This window comes from Agromyces sp. GXQ0307 (assembly GCF_044769845.1).
GTDB lineage: Bacteria > Actinomycetota > Actinomycetes > Actinomycetales > Microbacteriaceae > Agromyces.
In genome coordinates this window covers 399,994-415,614 of the sequence record NZ_JBIZVY010000004.1, presented here as the reverse complement: position 1 = coordinate 415,614, position 15,621 = coordinate 399,994, and the positions used below count along the sequence as shown (strand labels likewise).

Genomic DNA, 15,621 nt, shown 5'->3' with positions numbered 1-15,621 from the left:
CCTCAGACCCATGGAATACCCCATGGGTATAGCTAGGATCGAAGTGCGGCACGATCATCGGGCCGCGGTCGCCGGACCGACGAGGTCCCCACACAGGAAGGCATCGCCATGCCCAGCCGCAGGCCCACCATCATCGGCGCCGTCACCGCGCTCCTGCTCGCCGGCTCGGCCCTGTCCCTCACGGCCTGCACGCCGGCACCGACCGGCACCGCACCCGAGCCGACCACGGAGACCTCGGCGGCGCCCACGAGCCCTGCCCCCGAGGCATCCGCCCACGACCGGGCCGCGGCGTACGACACCGCGGCGACCCTCACGTACCTCATCGAGGAGGAGAAGCTCGCCCACGACGTGTACGTCGTGCTCGGCGACCTCTGGGGTGCGCAGGTGTTCTCCAACATCGTGGAGAGCGAAACGACCCACCAGGCGCTCGTCGCTCCCCTGCTCTCCGCGCGCGGCCTCGACGACCCGCGCTCCTCAGAGGTCGGCGTGTTCACCGATCCCGACCTGCAGGCGCTCTACGACGAGCTGATCGCGCGGGGATCCACCAGTCTCGACGAGGCCATCCGGGTCGGCATCGCGATCGAGGAGAAGGACCTCGCCGACCTCGGCTCCGCGCTCGAGCACGAGGACGAGGCCGACGTGGTCAGCGTGCTCGAACGGCTCTACGCCGGTTCCGAGAACCACCTGGCCTCGTTCCAGCGCCTCGCCTGACCGCGCGCCGGTCGCGGAGCGGGGCGTCAGGCGCGCGGACCCTCCGCGCCCTGGCGCGAACACTCCGCGCAGAGTCCGAACACGTCGACGACGTGCGCCGGCGCGGTGAAACCCTGCTCCGCCGCGACGCGCTGCGCCCAGGTCTCGACCTCGTCGGCCGCGATCTCCACGGTCAGGCCGCAGTTGCGGCAGATGAGGTGATGGTGGTGGCCGGTGCTGCACGCGCGGTAGATCGCCTCACCCTCGGGCGACTGCAGGCAATCGGCATCGCCGCTCGCGGCGAGATCGCCGAGCGCGCGGTACACGGTCGCCAACCCGATCGGGGACCCGCTCGCGTGCAGCGCCGAGTGGAGCGCCTGCGCGCTGATGAAGCCCTCGGTGCCGTCGAGTGCGTCGCGCACCGCTTCGCGTTGCCAGGTGTTCCGTTTCATGCGATCCGTGCGTCCTCCGCGGTCTCCACGGGTATCGGAGCCCGCCTCGAGGGTAGTCGTCGCAGCTGGGAGCCGCCGAGCGCGACGAGGAAGAACGCGGTCGCCGAGAGCGCGATCGCCGGCCCGGCCGCGACCGCGAGCGCACGGGAGGCGAGCACGCCGACGACCCCGGACGCCGCCCCGATGACGGGTGCCGCGAACAGCACGCCCCGGTAGGTGGACACCACCGCGCGCGCGGCCGCCGCGGGTGCGGCGATGAGCGCGATGGCGAGGATCGCCCCGACGGCGGGAAGCGAACTGACGACGGATGCCGCGGTGAGTCCGAGCACGAGCAGTTCCACCGGCCACTCCCGGAAGCCGGCCGCTCGGAACCCTCCCGGGTCGAACGTCGAGAACGCGATGCGCGGACCGAACGCCCCGACAAGGACGACCGCCCCGACGAGCACCACCGTCGCGAGGAGGATGTCGGCGTCGCTCACGGTGAGGATCGAACCGACGAGCAGCGACTCCGGGCGCACCGGGATCCCCGGGATGACGGCCTGCAGGAGGGCGCCCGCGGCGAAGCCGCCCGTCAGCACGATGCCTGCGGCGACCTGTGCGCCCTGATGCCGCACGCGTGCGATCGCCGCCATGACGCCGACGATGGCCACGGATGCCACGGCTGCGCCGAGCGGGACGCTGAGTCCGAGCGCAGCCGCCACGACCGCACCGGGGTAGGTCGCGTGGGTCAGCGCCTGTGCGAAGAACGTTCGGCGTCGGAGCACGACCAGGGCACCGACGAATCCGGCACCGGCACCGATCACCACGGCGGCGACGAGGGCGCGCTCGAAGTACCCCATCAGCGACCCTCCGGCACGTCGGACCGGCGAGCGGACTCGGTCCGCGCCTGCGCGCGCGACATCCGGTCGCGCACGAGTCGGACGCCGAGCATGACCGCGTACACCACGACGAAGACCGCCACGACGGTGCTACCGGCCGGCAGGTCGATGCCGGCCCCGACGGACACGCCGAACCCGACCGCGAGGCCGAGCCAGGCGCTCACGGCACCGACGGCCGCGGCCACCGGGAACAGCCCCCAGAGTCGCACGGTCGCGAGACGAGCGGACGCGCCGGGAACGATGAGCAGCGCGAGCACGAGGAGGGTCCCGACCGTGCTCGCCCCCGCGACCACGACCAGGGCGATCGACGCGTTGAGCACGAGGTCGAGGGCGATGCCGCGGTCGCCCGCGGCCCGGCTGCCCTGCGGATCGAACGCGCGGAAGACCTGCTGCTTCAGCGTCGCGCCGACCGCGGCGGCGGCGATCAGCGAGACGACGAGCAGCGGAACGACGTCGTCGGGAGCGATGGTGAGCACACGCCCGAAGAGCAGCGCCTCCAGCTCGCCGGCGTAGTCGTCGCTCCGCGAGACCACGATCACGCCCACGCTGAAGGTCGCGGTCAGCACGACCGCCACGGCCGCGTCGGACGTGACCCCGGCCCGGACGAACAGGGTGAGGAGCACCGCGCCGATGAGTGCGGCGATCGCCGCCCCCGGCACGAGGCCGGCCGTTCCCCCGATCGCCAGTCCGATCGCCAGGCCGGGGAAGACCGCGTGCGTGAGCCCGTCGCTGATGAACTCGAGCCCGCGGAGGTTCACCAGCACGCCGACGACCCCCGCCACGACCGACAGCACCAACAGGACGAGCAGCGCGCGCCCCATGAACGGCAGCGCGAACGCGCCGAACAGCACGTCGCCGAGGCTCATCGCGCACCACTCCCCCGGTCGCATGCCCGTTTCGGCATCAATGCCCCTCGTGCCCGGGCACGACCACCGTGTGCTCGTCGATCTCGACCTCGACGCCCTCGAAGCACTCCTGCACGTTCTCGAGCGTGAGCACCTCGTCGACCGGGCCGCAGCCGATCTGGCTCCCGTTCACGAGGAGCACGGAATCGCACACCTGGCGCGCCAACTCGAGGTCGTGGGTCGAGACGATGATCGCGACGCCGCGCGCCTTGAGGGTGCGAATCGTCTCGATGAGCGCGTCGCGATTGACCTGGTCGAGACCGTTGAACGGCTCGTCGAGGAGCAGCAGGGCGGGCTCTGACGCCAGGGCCCGGGCCAGCATCCCCCGCTGCCGCTGGCCGCCGGAGAGTTCGCCGAACCGCGTGCGGGCCCGGTCCGCGAGTCCGACCGTCTCGAGCGCGCCGCGCACGACCTCCCGGTCGCGCCGACCCGGCCAGCGCAGGAACCCGAGCCGGCGGTACCGACCCTGCATCACGACCTGCTCGAGGCTGATCGGGAAGTCGGGATCGAGATCCGACGACTGCGGCAGGAACCCGATCATGCCGTCTGGGGCATGTTCGGCGCCGCCGACCCGCATCGAGCCCTCCACGAGCGGCACGAGGCCGAGGAGTCCTCGCAGCAGCGTCGACTTGCCGGCACCGTTCGGCCCGATGACGGCGACGGCTCGACCGGGGTCGACCGAGAGTCGGAGACCGGTGACGCCCGCCCCGCCGGGGTGCCGGAACGCGGCATCCTGCAGTACGAGGACGGGTCCGGATTCGGTCATGCGGTCATCCTCCCAGCACTGCAGGCGCCGGGGAAGGCTCGACGCCCCACGACTCGAGGATCAGCTCGACGTTGTGCACCTGGCTGCCGAGATAGGTCTCACCGTCGGAACCCGGCTGGCCGAGCGAGTCTCCGTAGAGCGCGTCCTCACCCGAGTAGACGGCGACGCCCGCCTCGTCGGCGATCGTCTCGGCCGCCTTCGGCGAGATCGAGGCCTCCGAGAACACGGCCCGTACGCCGGTCTCGGCGATCCGCTCCACGAGCGCATCGATCTCGGCCGCGCTCGGCTCGGCGTTGTCGTCGAAGCTCGGGATCACGCTGCCCACGAAGGTGATGTCGTAGGCGTGGAGGAAGTAGGTGAACGCGTCGTGGTTCGTCACGAGGAGGCGCTCCTCGACGGGCACCGTCGCGACGTTCTCCTCGATCCACGCGTCGAGTGCCTGGAGCCGCTCGGTGTAGTCGGCGGCGTTCTCGTCGATCGCGTCGGCGTCGATGCCCGGCACCGTCTCGAGGCCGTCGGCGATGTTCGCGACCATCCGCTCGGCGAGCGCCGGATCGGTCCAGATGTGCGGATTGCCGTCGGCGTGCTCGTCGGCGTGCTCGTCGGCCTGCTCGCCGCCCGCCTCGGCCTCGTGGTCCCCGGCGTGATCGTCATCGGTCGCCTCGAGTTCGATGCCGGTGCTCGCATCGACGAGCACGCCGTCGAATCCCGACGCCGCGACGGCGTCGTCGATCCACGACTCGAGTCCGGCCCCGTTCACGACGAGCGCATCGGCGGAGCCGAGCGCGAGCAGCTGCGCGGCCGAGGGGTCGAACGAATGCGCGCTCTGCCCCGGCTCGAGGAGGCCCGTCACCTCGGCCGCCTCCCCCGCGACCTCGCGGGTGAAGTCGGCGACCTGCGTGGTCGTCGCGACCACCTGCACACCATCGGACTCGGAGGACCCGGCCGTCGCGCACCCCGCGAGCAGGGTGACGGATGCCGCGCCGAGGGCGAGCGCGGACAGGCGGAGGTGTCGGTGCGATGCGGTGGGCATGGCACGATGCTACGCGTTATTGATAATGATTGTCAAAACCACGAACCGGCGACCGTTCGCGTGACGTTCTGTGGACTGGGGCTGTCGTTCGTCGGACGTCCGTGCGAGAGTGTCAGCCGTGGAAACCACCACGAGCCCCATCACCCTGCACCCGTTCACCCCCTCCGACGCCGAGCGCCTGCTCGGCGGCCACGTCGACCCGCTCGACGGCTGGGAGGGCGGCTATTCGTTCACCGACGAGCCCGAACTCCTCGCCGACTACGTCCGCGCAGCGCAGCGCGACGGCGATCCGGCGCCCTTCGGCCCGTACCTCGTCCGCCGACTCGGCGCCGACGGAGAAGACGGCGCCGCCGTCGGCGGCGTCAACCTGTTCGGCCCGCCCGACGAGCGCGGCGCGGTCGAGTTCGCGTTCGGGCTCGTGCCCGCCGCGCGCGGGTCCGGCCTCGCCCATCACGTCGTCGACGCCGCGATCGCGGCGCTCCGCGAGGCCGGCGCGCTCGTCGCCCGTGCCGAGTGCGAGATCGCGAACCTCCCGGCGCGACGGGTCCTCGAGCAGGCCGGGCTCGTCGAGGTCGGTCGAACCGACGACGCGGTCGCCTACGAGATCCGCCTCTGAGGCGGCCCGCGGGCCGCCCGCCCGTCGGCCGATCGGCCGGCGCGGCACCCGCTACTCGAGCAGGAGCGCCGGCTCCTCGATGATCGAGGCCACGTCGGCGACGAACCGCGAGACGACGTCGCCGTCGACGACGCGGTGATCGAAGGAGCCGCCGATCGTCGTCACGAAACGCGGGCGCACCTCGCCGTCGACCACCCACGGCTTCTGCTTGATCGTGCCCAGGGCGACGATTCCCACCTCGCCGGGATTGAGGATCGGTGTCCCGGTGTCCATGCCGAACACGCCGATGTTCGTGATCGTGATCGTGCCGCCCTGCATCTCGGCGGGCTGCGTCTTGCCCTCACGCGCCGTGAGCGTCAGCTGCTCGAGCGCTGTGGCGAGCTCGACCATCGACATGTCCTGCGCATCCTTCACGTTCGGAACGATGAGTCCGCGCGGCGTCGCCGCGGCGATGCCGAGGTTGACGTAGTGCTTCACGATGATCTCGTCGTCGGTCCACTGGGCGTTCACGGTGGGATTGCGGCGCACCGCCCACAGCATGGCCTTCGCCATGATGAGCAGCGGCGAGATCTTGATGCCCGCATAGTCCGGGGACGCCTTGAGTCGCTTGAGGTACTCCATCGTCCGCGTTGCGTCGACGTCGACGAACACCGATACATGCGGCGCGGAGTATGCACTCTGCACCATGGCGGCGGCGATCGCCTTGCGCACTCCCTTGACCGGGATCCGCGTCTCGCGGTCGGAGGGCGCCTCGGGCGTCTGGATGTTGCGGAAGACGCTCGCCTGGCTCGCCTCGCGGATGACATCGTCGCGCGTGACGTCACCGAGTGGGCCGGTCGGCGCGACCCGAGACAGGTCGACGCCCAGATCCTTCGCGAGCTTCCGGATCGGAGGCTTCGCGATCACGGGAACGCCGTCGTCGTGGCGTTCGGCGGGCCGCGCGGCCTCCGATGAGCCGGCCTGCGCACCGGGCCTCGCTGCGGTCGCGGTGGCGGGCGCAGCCGCAGCGGAGGGAGCCGGCGGAGGCGGCGGCGCCGCGAGGTGCTCATGCGCCCCGCCGGGGGCGGGGTGCCGACGGCGACGGCTCCGACCCGGTCCGCTGCTGCCGTGCCCGACGAGCACGGCGCCGCCGCCGTCACCGGACGGCGCCGATGAGGTCGCGGGCTCTGCCGGGGCCGCCGGCGCGGCGACCGGCGCCTCGCTCGGCTCGGGCGCCGGCGAAGACATGCCGGATGCGGCATCCGTCTCGATCACGAGGATCGGCGTGCCCACGTCGACCGTGCGGCCCTCCTCGACGAGCAGCTCGCTCACGGTGCCCTCGAACGCGCTGGGCAGCTCGACGAGCGACTTCGCCGTCTCGATCTCGACGAAGACCTGGTCGAGCGAGATGCGGTCGCCGGGCGCGACGCGCCACTGCACGATCTCGGCCTCGGTCAGGCCCTCGCCCACGTCGGGAAGCGGGAATCGGATCTCGCTCATCGTGCTCCTCAGGTTCGTCGGTGCGGTCGGGGACGTCGGCGGGTTCGCCCGTGGGTCGGTCAGTACGCCAGTGAGCGGTCGACGGCCTCGAGCACCCGGTCGGCGCTCGGCAGGTACTCGGTCTCGAGCGCTGCGGGCGGGAAGGGCGTGTCGAAGCTCGAGACCCGGAGCACCGGCGCCTCGAGCGAGTAGAACGCACGCTCGGCGACCGTGGCGGCGATCTCGGAGCCGACGCTCACGAAGCCGTACGCCTCCTGCGCGACCACGAGCCGGCCGGTGCGCTGCACCGAGTCGACGATCGGGCCGAAGTCGATGGGGGAGAGGGAGCGCAGGTCGACGACCTCGAGGCTGCGGCCCTCCCCGGCTGCGATGTCGGCGGCCTGGAGCAGCGTGGCGACCATCGCGCCGTGCCCGACGACCGTGACGTCGTCGCCCCGACGGACGACCCTGCTCGCGTGCAGCGGCAGCCCGGCATGGTCGTGGTCCACCGGGCCCTTCGGCCAGTAGCGGCTCTTCGGCTCGAAGAACAGCACCGGGTCGTTCGACGCGATCGCCTCCTGGATCATCCAGTACGCGTCGTGCGGCGACGAGGGGCTCACCACGCGGAGGCCCGGGGTGTGCGCGAAGTACGCCTCGGGGCTCTCCTGATGGTGCTCGATCGACCCGATGTGGCCGCCGTACGGCACGCGGATCACGACCGGCATCGGCATGCCGCCGTCGTGCCGGAGGTTCATGCGTGCGAGCTGGGTGGTGATCTGGTCGAACGCCGGGAAGATGAACCCGTCGAACTGGATCTCGAGGACGGGTCGGTAGCCGCGCATCGCCATGCCGATCGCGGTGCCCACTATGCCCGACTCGGCCAGCGGGCTGTCGAGCACGCGGCGGTCGCCGAACTCCGCCAGCAGGCCCTCGGTGACACGGAACACGCCGCCGAGCGCGCCGATGTCCTCGCCCATGAGCAGGACCTTCGGGTCGTTGCGCATCGCCTCGGCCAGGCCCGCGTTGATGGCCTTGGCCATCGACAGCGTGTGCACGCCGCGGAGCTCGCCCGCCTCCGCCGACGCATCGGCGATCGTCTCGACCGTCATGCCTGGTCTCCTTCGAACGAGTTCTCGTACTCTTCGAGCCATGCGGCCTGGGCCTCGATGAGCGGGTGCGGCTCGCTGTACACGTGGGCGAAGATGTCGCTGCGCGGGGGAGCGGTGAGCTCGAGCGCGCGCGTGCGGACGCCGGCCGCGACCTCCGCGGCCTCCTCGTCGACGCCCTCGAAGAACTCGGCCGACGCCCCGCGGCCCTCGAGCCACGTGCGGAACCGGACGATCGGATCGCGAGCGGTCCAGTACGCGACCTCGTCGTCGGTGCGGTACTTGGTCGGGTCGTCGGCGGTCGTGTGCGCGCCCATCCGGTAGGTCACGGCCTCGATGAACGACGGGCCCTCGCCCGCGCGTGCCTCCTCGAGCGCCCGCCGGGTCACCGCGTAGCTCGCGAGCACGTCGTTGCCGTCGATCCGGATGCCGGGCATGCCGAAGCCGCCGCCGCGGAGCGAGAGCGGGCTGCGCGACTGCCGCGAGACCGGCACCGAGATCGCCCACTGGTTGTTCTGCACGAAGAACACCTGCGGGGTGTTGTAGCTCGAGGCGAAGACGAGCGCCTCGTTCGCGTCGCCCTGCGAGGTCGAGCCGTCGCCGTAGTAGACGAGCACCGCGGCATCCGCCTCGGGGTCGCCCGTCGCGGTCGCGCCGTCGAACTGCAGGCCCATCGCGTACCCGGTCGCGTGCAGCGTCTGCGACGCGAGCACGAGCGTGTAGAGGTGGAAGTTGCCGTTCTCCTCCGGCTTCCAGCCGCCGAGGGTCACGCCGCGGAGGAGCTTCAGGATGGCGACCGGGTCGAGGCCGCGGATCATGCCGACGACGTGCTCGCGGTAGGAGGGGAAGATATGGTCCTGCGGCCGCGCGGCGCGCGCGGAGCCGACCTGCGCCGCCTCCTGTCCGTGGCTCGGCACCCAGAGCGCGAGCTGGCCCTGGCGCTGGAGGTTCGCGCCGGTGACGTCGACCCGACGCGAGATGACCATGTCGCGGTAGAACTGCTCGAGCGCGGCATCCGGCAGCGCCTCGACCACGGGGAGGTAGGCCTCCGCCTCGGGCGTCGGACGCAGGTCGCCCTCGGGCGTCAGGAGCTGGACCGTCGGAGCGGTGAAGTCGCGTGAGGGGGCTGCCACCGTTCCACGGTACCCGCTCGGTAGGGGCCCCTTCTTGTGGAGGTCAGACAAGCTCCTTCAGAAGCCTTAGGAGTACGTCCACAGACTCCGGCTCGCCGACCGAGACCCGGATGCCGTCTCCCGGGAAGGCGCGCGCGACGACGCCGCCCGCGAAGAGCGCCTCGGCGACCTCGACCGTTCGCTCGCCGGTCGGCAGCCAGACGAAGTTGCCCTGCGCCGCCGGGATCGCCCAGCCCTGCTCGATGAGCGCCTCGCGCAGCGCGTCGCGCCGCTCGGCGAGCTGGTCGACACGACGCAGCAGCTCGGCCTCGTTGGCCGGCTCGAGCGCGGCGAGCGCACCCGCGGTCGCGACGGCGGTCACGCCGAGGGGGATCGCGGTCGCGCGCGCGGCGTCGAGGATCGGTACGGGCCCGATCGCGTAGCCCACGCGCACGCCCGCGAGGCCGTAGGCCTTCGAGAACGTGCGGAGCACGACGAGGTTCGGGTAGCGCCCGATGAGCGAGCTGCCGTCGACGGATGCCTCGTCGCGCACGAACTCCGCGTACGCCTCGTCGAGCAGCACGAGCCGATCGCCCGGGACGGCGGCCATGAACCGCTCGAACTCGTCGGCGGTGACGGGCACGCCGGTCGGGTTGTTGGGTGAGCACACGATCACCACGCGCGTGCGGTCGGTGACGGCCGCCGCCATCGCCTCGAGGTCGTGGCCGTGGTCGGGGCGGTTCGGCACCTGCACGCTCGTCGCGCCGGCGACGGTCACGAGCCCGGGGTAGGCCTCGAAGGAGCGCCACGAGTACACGACCTCGTCGCCGGGGGAGGCCGCGGCGAGCACGAACTGCGCGAGGAGCGAGACCGATCCCGCACCGACGAGCACCTCGTCGGCGGTGACGCCGTATCGTCCGGCGAGTCGCTCGCGGAGCGCGAGCGCCGTGGCATCCGGATAGCGGTTGACCTCGTTCGCGGCGGCGGAGATCGCCTGCGCGACGCCCGCGACGGGCGGCCACGGGTTCTCGTTGCTCGACAGCTTGAAGCCGTCCGCCGGGGCCGGCCGGCCCTGTCGATACGGCGGAAGCGAGGCGATCTCGGGGCGCAGGCGCACCTGCGTGGTCGTGGGCTCCGATGCGGTCACGGCATCCACCGTACCCCTTCGCCCGCGCGTGCCCCGCTGCCATAGTTGGGGGATGCGCTTCCTCCTGAAGGTCATCGTCATCGCGTTCGCACTCTGGCTCACGACCCTCATCGTCGCCGGCGTCAGCGTCGTCCCCTACGAGGACACGGACATCGCGACCGTGCTCACCTACCTCCTCGTCGCCGCGATCTTCGGCATCGTCAATGCGACGATCGGCACGTTCGTCCGGATCGTCGGGTTCCCCCTCTACGTACTCACGCTCGGCCTCATCTCGTTCATCGTGAACGGGCTGCTGCTGCTGCTCGTGGACTGGATCAGCGGCCTCATGGGCTTCGGTCTCGAGGTGGACGGATTCTGGTGGGGCGTCCTCGGTGCGCTGGTCCTCGGTTTCATCAGCTGGTTGATCGGGCTGGTGGTCCGGCCGACCGACTGAACTGCGCCGGCGACGGGCTCCGGCCCCGCGGCCGCACCGGTCACCGCCGCACCCGGTCGCTCCGCCAGTACGACACGTCGACGGGTGCCGACCCGCCGGTGAAGCCGGTCACGAGGTCGCGGAACTCCACGAGGCGCGGATCATCGTCGCGATCGATCAGGCGAGCGGTCTCGCGGTAGCGGTCGATCGCGTGCGCCGGGACGCTGTCGCCCGATGCGGGCACGACCGCGCCCAGGCTGCGACCGACCTCCACGCGCGCCGTCGCCGCGACACCGGACCCTGCGGTCGCGGGCACGAGATCCTCGGCGTGCGCCACCGAGAGCACGGGGACGTCGCCGGTCGCCACCTGCGCGACCGGACCGCCGAGGCTGATCGCGGCGACCACGTCGAGGTCGGGGTCGGCCGCCAGGTTCGCCGCGACCATGCCGCCCGCCGAGTGGCCGACCACGATCACGGGATCGCCGGCCTCGACGCCGGCCTGCGCCATCGAGGCGCGGAGGGCTCGCTCCGATGCGGCCGCCTCCGACGGCAGGCCGATGAGGTCGTGCAGCACGGATGCCCCGGCCACCCCGTGGAGGTTGGCCGTCATGTCGTACGGTTCCTCGGCGGGGGTCGCACCGAAGTCGGCCGTTCCGGCCGAGTACACGATCCAGCGGGGCCCGTCGTCCGATTCGTACCGCTCGATCCGAACCTGCGGCCCGCCCGCCTCGGACGGCGGGATGCGGTCGGCCAGGTCGGCGATGCCGTCGACCGCGCCGGCGTCGGGACCGGACCGGCCGGTCGCGGCGGATATGCGCGCGGGCGCATCGCCCCCACTGCCGCCGAGGGCGGCGACCTCGGGCGCCGCGACGCGGACCGGGTCGGAGATCGGCGTCTCGCGAAGCCCGCGCCCGCCCGTCGCGAGTGCGACGACGCCCGCCGCGGCGAGCAGGAGACCCGCGTTCTCCGGGGCGTCGAGCTCCGACCCGATCGCGAAGAGGCCCTGCGCGCGGAAGAGCCCCGCCAGGAACTCGTCGGCCTGGTCCGCCGCGGCACGGACGAACCCGACGAACCCGGGATCGGACAGGATCGGCAGCCCGTGCTCCGTGATCAGCGCCTCGACCGCCTCGGCGTAGCGACCCCGGTCGAAGACGAGCGGGAGGATGCTCGCCGCCGCGACCGGGGCGAGCGCGAGCGCGGCCGCCGACGCGACGGGCAGTGCCACGCTCGACGCGGCGATCCCCAGGAGCCCGGCGCCGATCCGCCGGCCGGCGTCGGCGAGTCCCGCGACGACGCCCTCCACCATCACGTACCTCGTCGCGCTCAGCCCGAGCGCGGTGGACAGATCGGATGCCGCCCGTCCGGCGGACCCGAAACCGGCATGCGCGGTGTCGAGGTCGATCGCGGCGGCCCACGCACGATCGGCGGGATCCCGAGTCGCGACCTGGTGCGCCTCCGCGAGCAGCGCGGCCGACCGGGCCGACCATCCGTCGGCCAGGTGCGCGACCGCCGCCAACCGAAGGGCCTCGGCGATGAGCGACTCCGTCTCGACCGAATGCGGACCGCCGCTCCGGACTTCGAGCCCGCTCACCAGCGGCCGCCCGCGCCCGTCACCGGTCGATCCGGTGTCGCGATCGCGAGCGCGGCGGCGTGGGCCTCCCGTGCCCGCTCGCGTTCGGCGACGAGCCCGTGCTCCGCGTCGAGCAGGCCCTGCTCGGCGCCCGCGAGCGCGAAGCGGAGCTCGCGGGCACGGTGGGCGTAGAGCTCGGCCGCGTCGTCGTGCCATCCGTCGAGCCGCTCGAGCACCAACCCCGGCCTGATCTGCTCGACCTCGACCCGAAGCCGCCGGAGGGCGGCGAGCGCCTGCTCAATCGCTGCGAGCCGAAGCGCGGCGGAGGCGGGGGAGAGGGACGTCGAGGGGATCACCCCACGAGCCTCGGCGCTCGGGCGAGGCGGGGCATCCGGACCACGCGACCGCGTGGGTGGATCGGCGGATGCCCGGCCGGGGGAGGACGGCACGCCCTCTCCCGCGTGGCCGAGCCACCGGCGCGCCGCGCGGACTCCGCGACCGGCCGTCAGTCGAGCCGGACCTGCTCGAGGGCGTACGCGGCGACACGCCCGAACGGTCCCGACGGTCCGAGGCGGTCGACGACCGCCGACGCGATCATGAGCGCCCAGCCGCGAGCGCGATCCCACGTCGCCTCGTCGACGCCGCGTCGGGCGTCGAGCTCTGCGCGGAAGATGCGGCGCGCGCGAGTGTCGAACGTCAGCCACGCCGTGGCGAGGTCCGTCGCCGGATCACCGGCGGTGACGTCGCCGAAGTCGACGACCGCCACGAGCGCGCCCGACGGGGCGAGCAGCACGTTGTGCGGGTGCAGGTCGCCGTGCAGCCAGACTGGTGGGCCGGCCCACGCGGATGCCGCGAGCGCCCGCTCCCACACCGGCAGCAGCCGCGCGGCATCCGGGATCCGCCCGCTGCCGAGCCGGACGCGCACATCGTCGTCCCGGTGCGCGAGCGGCACCCCGCGCCAGGCGCTGCGCGGCGCCTCGGCCGGTGCCGGCGTCGCGCCGAGTTCGGCGACGAACGCCGCGAGGCCGTTCACGGCGACGCCCCGCGTCTCAGCATCGAACGCGAGCCCGCTCGCGCCACGGAACCACGGCACGATGCTCCACGGCGCGTCGTACCCGAGCTCGGGCGCCGGCCGGCCGTTGCGGACCGGCGCGGGCACGGCCACGGGCAGGTGCGGGGCGAGCTCGGGAAGCCATCGCTGCTCGTTCCACGTGAGGCCCACCGCCTGGCGGCGCCGCGGCATCCGGATCGCCAGGTCGTCGCCGAGACGGAACATGATGTTGTCCCACCCGTTGGCCGCGAGCCGGACCTCGCCCGCGAGGTCGGGATGCTGCGCGTCCACGAGCTGCGCCGCACGGGCCTCGTTGACGTCGAAGTCGGGTGGCGGAGCATCCGTCACGGCCATCTCCCTCCCCGCTGACCGAGGAGCCGATACCCGCACCCGATCCCGCTCTGTTCGGAACCCCCGATTCGGTCCAGAATAGGGTTTCATGACGCCTGCGGACCCGGCCGGGGATTCCGCGCAGCGCTTCCGTGTCTCATTCGTCTGCACCGGCAACATCTGCCGGTCGCCGATGGCGGAGGTCGTGCTGCGCGAGCTCGCTGAACGTGCGGGGATCGCCGACCGCCTCGAGATCGTCTCCGCAGCGACCGGGGACTGGCACGTGGGCGAGCAGGCCGACCATCGCACGCTCGAGGCGCTCGCGCGCGCCGGGTACGACGGCAGCCGACACCGCGCGCGCCAGTTCGACCCCGAGGACTTCCCGGCGCTCGACCTCGTGGTCGCGTTCGACCGCGGCCAGTCGCGCGTGCTGCGGAACTGGGCGCGCACCCCGGTCGACGCGCACAAGGTGCGACTGCTGCTCGAGTTCGACCCCGAGCTGGCCCCGCTGCAGGACGTGCCCGACCCCTACTACAGCGACGATGCGACCTTCGACCGGGTTCTTGGGATGATAGAGCGGTCGACTCAGGCGCTCTTCCGGCAACTCGCGCCGGCTCTCAGACAAGGAAACCGATGACTTCGCTGCCTCCCCAGCCGCTCAGCCCGCTCGACGGGCGCTACCGCGCCGCCGTCGGCGAACTCGGCGAGCACCTCTCCGAGGCGGGGCTGAACCGCGCGCGCGTGCATGTCGAGATCGAGTGGCTCATCGCGCAGACCGATCGCGGCTTCTTCGGCACGAGTCCGCTGGCGGATGACGCGAAGGAGGCGCTGCGCGCGGTCGTCGCCGACTTCGGCCAGGCCGACATCGACGAGCTCGCGCGCGTCGAGGCGACCACGCGACACGACGTGAAGGCCGTGGAGTACTTCGTGCGCGGCAAGCTCGACGAGCTCGGCCTGTCGAACCTCGCCGAACTCACGCACTTCGCCTGCACGAGCGAGGACATCAACAACCTCTCCTATGCGTTGACCGTGCGCGACGCGGTCGCCCAAGTGTGGCTGCCGAAGTACCGGGCCGTGATCGCCAAGCTCGTCGGCCTCGCCGAGCAGCACCGCGACGCCGCGATGCTCTCACGCACCCACGGCCAACCGGCGACGCCGACCACCATGGGCAAGGAGCTCGCGGTCGTCGCGTACCGACTCGAGCGGATCCTCCGCCAGGTCGAGGCGACCGAGTACCTCGGCAAGTTCTCTGGCGCGACCGGCACCTTCTCGGCGCACGTCGTGGCCGCGCCATCCGTCGACTGGCCCACGGTCTCGCGCGAGTTCGTCGAGGGCCTCGGGCTCACCTGGAATCCGCTCACCACGCAGATCGAGTCCCACGACTGGCAGGCCGAGCTCTACGGCCGCATCTCGCACGCGAACCGCGTGCTGCACAACCTCGCGACCGACATCTGGACGTACATCTCGCTCGGCTACTTCCGGCAGATCCCCGCCGCCGGTGCGACGGGCTCGTCCACCATGCCGCACAAGGTGAACCCGATCCGCTTCGAGAACGCCGAGGCGAACCTCGAGCTGTCGTCGGCGATCCTCGACTCGCTCGCCGCGACGCTCGTCACCTCGCGCCTCCAGCGCGACCTCACCGACTCGAGCTCGCAGCGCAACATCGGCGTCGGCTTCGGGCACTCGGTGCTCGCGCTCGACAACATCCTGCGCGGGCTCGGCGAGATCGACCTCGACCGGGCGTTGCTGCTCGAGGACCTCGACGGCAACTGGGAGGTGCTCGGCGAGGCGATCCAGACGGTGATCCGGGCCGAGGTGGCCGCCGGTCGTTCCTCGATCGCCGACCCGTACGCCCTGCTCAAGGAGCTCACGCGCGGCAAGCGCGTCGGGGCGGCCGAGCTGGCCGAGTTCGTCGGCGGCCTCGACATCTCGGACGACGCGAAGCAGCGCCTGCTCGCGCTCACCCCGGCGACGTACACGGGCATCGCCGACCCGCTGGTCGACCGCCTGCGCGGCTGACGCGCGCTCCATTCGAGTGCGGTTTCTGCGGTGGAGTGCGGGGTGATCCTGCACTCCACCGCAGAAATCGCACTCC

General features: G+C 72.3%; 17 protein-coding genes. 5 read left to right on the top strand and 12 right to left on the bottom strand.

The window, feature by feature from the left end; translation table 11 throughout:
• Nucleotides 1-108 precede the first annotated feature (108 nt).
• Nucleotides 109-711 carry a DUF2202 domain-containing protein gene (locus tag ACIQH8_RS16405; RefSeq protein WP_401000605.1) on the top strand — a complete coding sequence of 201 codons (603 nt, stop codon included), beginning with the start codon at nt 109-111 and terminating at the stop codon, nt 709-711.
• A 26-nt stretch (nt 712-737) separates the two neighbouring features.
• Here ACIQH8_RS16405 and ACIQH8_RS16400 read toward each other — a convergent pair whose 3' ends face one another.
• From ACIQH8_RS16400 to ACIQH8_RS16380, 5 genes are read right to left on the bottom strand one after another with little or no spacing between them, the layout of a single operon-like run.
• Nucleotides 738-1,142 (bottom strand): Fur family transcriptional regulator, encoded by a 405-nt coding sequence (locus ACIQH8_RS16400; RefSeq protein ID WP_401000603.1) that lies wholly within the window; start codon nt 1,140-1,142, stop codon nt 738-740.
• On the bottom strand, nt 1,139-1,981 hold the full coding sequence (locus ACIQH8_RS16395; protein ID WP_401000601.1) for a metal ABC transporter permease: 843 nt from the start codon (nt 1,979-1,981) through the stop codon (nt 1,139-1,141). Before ACIQH8_RS16395 ends, ACIQH8_RS16400 begins: the two co-directional genes overlap by 4 nt.
• A complete protein-coding gene (locus ACIQH8_RS16390; protein ID WP_401000599.1) occupies nt 1,981-2,886 on the bottom strand; it encodes a metal ABC transporter permease in 906 nt (301 codons plus the stop codon). The genes ACIQH8_RS16395 and ACIQH8_RS16390 overlap by 1 nt, the downstream gene beginning before the upstream one ends.
• A 37-nt stretch (nt 2,887-2,923) precedes the next feature.
• A complete protein-coding gene (locus tag ACIQH8_RS16385) occupies nt 2,924-3,691 on the bottom strand; it encodes a metal ABC transporter ATP-binding protein (RefSeq protein WP_401000597.1) in 768 nt (255 codons plus the stop codon).
• 4 nt (nt 3,692-3,695) lie between these two features.
• Nucleotides 3,696-4,724 (bottom strand): metal ABC transporter substrate-binding protein, encoded by a 1,029-nt coding sequence (locus tag ACIQH8_RS16380; RefSeq protein WP_401000595.1) that lies wholly within the window; start codon nt 4,722-4,724, stop codon nt 3,696-3,698.
• Between the two features lie 118 nt (nt 4,725-4,842).
• Between ACIQH8_RS16380 and ACIQH8_RS16375 the strand changes: the two genes are divergently transcribed.
• Nucleotides 4,843-5,340 carry a GNAT family N-acetyltransferase gene (locus ACIQH8_RS16375; protein ID WP_401000593.1) on the top strand — a complete coding sequence of 166 codons (498 nt, stop codon included), beginning with the start codon at nt 4,843-4,845 and terminating at the stop codon, nt 5,338-5,340.
• Between the two features lie 51 nt (nt 5,341-5,391).
• On the opposite strand, the gene ACIQH8_RS16370 is transcribed toward ACIQH8_RS16375, so the two are convergent.
• The 4 genes from ACIQH8_RS16370 to ACIQH8_RS16355 all read right to left on the bottom strand — a co-directional run bounded on the left by ACIQH8_RS16370 (nt 5,392) and on the right by ACIQH8_RS16355 (nt 10,163).
• Nucleotides 5,392-6,819: a dihydrolipoamide acetyltransferase family protein gene (locus ACIQH8_RS16370; RefSeq protein WP_401000591.1), complete on the bottom strand. Its 1,428-nt coding sequence runs from the start codon at nt 6,817-6,819 to the stop codon at nt 5,392-5,394.
• Between the two features lie 59 nt (nt 6,820-6,878).
• The gene (locus tag ACIQH8_RS16365; RefSeq protein WP_376862087.1) at nt 6,879-7,838 is read right to left on the bottom strand and encodes an alpha-ketoacid dehydrogenase subunit beta; all 960 of its coding nucleotides are present in this window, start codon (nt 7,836-7,838) and stop codon (nt 6,879-6,881) included.
• A 65-nt stretch (nt 7,839-7,903) separates the two neighbouring features.
• A complete protein-coding gene (locus ACIQH8_RS16360; RefSeq protein WP_401000589.1) occupies nt 7,904-9,037 on the bottom strand; it encodes a thiamine pyrophosphate-dependent dehydrogenase E1 component subunit alpha in 1,134 nt (377 codons plus the stop codon).
• 43 nt (nt 9,038-9,080) lie between these two features.
• A complete protein-coding gene (locus ACIQH8_RS16355) occupies nt 9,081-10,163 on the bottom strand; it encodes a histidinol-phosphate transaminase (protein WP_401000587.1) in 1,083 nt (360 codons plus the stop codon).
• Nucleotides 10,164-10,215: 52 nt separating this feature from the next.
• Between ACIQH8_RS16355 and ACIQH8_RS16350 the strand changes: the two genes are divergently transcribed.
• Complete coding sequence (locus tag ACIQH8_RS16350) at nt 10,216-10,596, top strand: phage holin family protein (protein ID WP_401000586.1); 381 nt, start codon at nt 10,216-10,218, stop codon at nt 10,594-10,596.
• 40 nt (nt 10,597-10,636) lie between these two features.
• On the opposite strand, the gene ACIQH8_RS16345 is transcribed toward ACIQH8_RS16350, so the two are convergent.
• The 3 genes from ACIQH8_RS16345 to ACIQH8_RS16335 all read right to left on the bottom strand — a co-directional run bounded on the left by ACIQH8_RS16345 (nt 10,637) and on the right by ACIQH8_RS16335 (nt 13,544).
• Nucleotides 10,637-12,166: a hypothetical protein gene (locus ACIQH8_RS16345; protein ID WP_401000584.1), complete on the bottom strand. Its 1,530-nt coding sequence runs from the start codon at nt 12,164-12,166 to the stop codon at nt 10,637-10,639.
• Nucleotides 12,163-12,501 (bottom strand): hypothetical protein, encoded by a 339-nt coding sequence (locus ACIQH8_RS16340; RefSeq protein ID WP_401000582.1) that lies wholly within the window; start codon nt 12,499-12,501, stop codon nt 12,163-12,165. The genes ACIQH8_RS16345 and ACIQH8_RS16340 overlap by 4 nt, the downstream gene beginning before the upstream one ends.
• Before the next feature lie 149 nt (nt 12,502-12,650).
• Nucleotides 12,651-13,544 (bottom strand): aminoglycoside phosphotransferase family protein, encoded by an 894-nt coding sequence (locus tag ACIQH8_RS16335; RefSeq protein WP_401000580.1) that lies wholly within the window; start codon nt 13,542-13,544, stop codon nt 12,651-12,653.
• Nucleotides 13,545-13,635: 91 nt separating this feature from the next.
• Here ACIQH8_RS16335 and ACIQH8_RS16330 point away from each other — a divergent pair, with 91 nt between their 5' ends.
• Nucleotides 13,636-14,163: a low molecular weight protein-tyrosine-phosphatase gene (locus ACIQH8_RS16330; RefSeq protein WP_401000578.1), complete on the top strand. Its 528-nt coding sequence runs from the start codon at nt 13,636-13,638 to the stop codon at nt 14,161-14,163.
• Nucleotides 14,160-15,545 (top strand): adenylosuccinate lyase, encoded by a 1,386-nt coding sequence (purB, locus tag ACIQH8_RS16325; protein WP_401000576.1) that lies wholly within the window; start codon nt 14,160-14,162, stop codon nt 15,543-15,545. The genes ACIQH8_RS16330 and purB overlap by 4 nt, the downstream gene beginning before the upstream one ends.
• The last annotated feature ends 76 nt before the right edge of the window (nt 15,546-15,621 follow it).

Excerpts from the sequence above, each read along its gene's own strand:
- ACIQH8_RS16390 (WP_401000599.1), bottom strand. The coding sequence starts at position 2,886 with ATGAGCCTCGGCGACGTGCTGTTCGGCGCGTTCGCGCTGCCGTTCATG.
- ACIQH8_RS16395 (WP_401000601.1), bottom strand. The coding sequence starts at position 1,981 with ATGGGGTACTTCGAGCGCGCCCTCGTCGCCGCCGTGGTGATCGGTGCC.
- ACIQH8_RS16400 (WP_401000603.1), bottom strand. The coding sequence starts at position 1,142 with ATGAAACGGAACACCTGGCAACGCGAAGCGGTGCGCGACGCACTCGAC.
- purB (WP_401000576.1), top strand. The coding sequence starts at position 14,160 with ATGACTTCGCTGCCTCCCCAGCCGCTCAGCCCGCTCGACGGGCGCTAC.
- ACIQH8_RS16365 (WP_376862087.1), bottom strand. The coding sequence starts at position 7,838 with ATGGCCAAGGCCATCAACGCGGGCCTGGCCGAGGCGATGCGCAACGAC.
- ACIQH8_RS16330 (WP_401000578.1), top strand. The coding sequence starts at position 13,636 with ATGACGCCTGCGGACCCGGCCGGGGATTCCGCGCAGCGCTTCCGTGTC.
- ACIQH8_RS16405 (WP_401000605.1), top strand. The coding sequence starts at position 109 with ATGCCCAGCCGCAGGCCCACCATCATCGGCGCCGTCACCGCGCTCCTG.
- ACIQH8_RS16370 (WP_401000591.1), bottom strand. The coding sequence starts at position 6,819 with ATGAGCGAGATCCGATTCCCGCTTCCCGACGTGGGCGAGGGCCTGACC.
- ACIQH8_RS16380 (WP_401000595.1), bottom strand. The coding sequence starts at position 4,724 with ATGCCCACCGCATCGCACCGACACCTCCGCCTGTCCGCGCTCGCCCTC.
- ACIQH8_RS16385 (WP_401000597.1), bottom strand. The coding sequence starts at position 3,691 with ATGACCGAATCCGGACCCGTCCTCGTACTGCAGGATGCCGCGTTCCGG.
- ACIQH8_RS16350 (WP_401000586.1), top strand. The coding sequence starts at position 10,216 with ATGCGCTTCCTCCTGAAGGTCATCGTCATCGCGTTCGCACTCTGGCTC.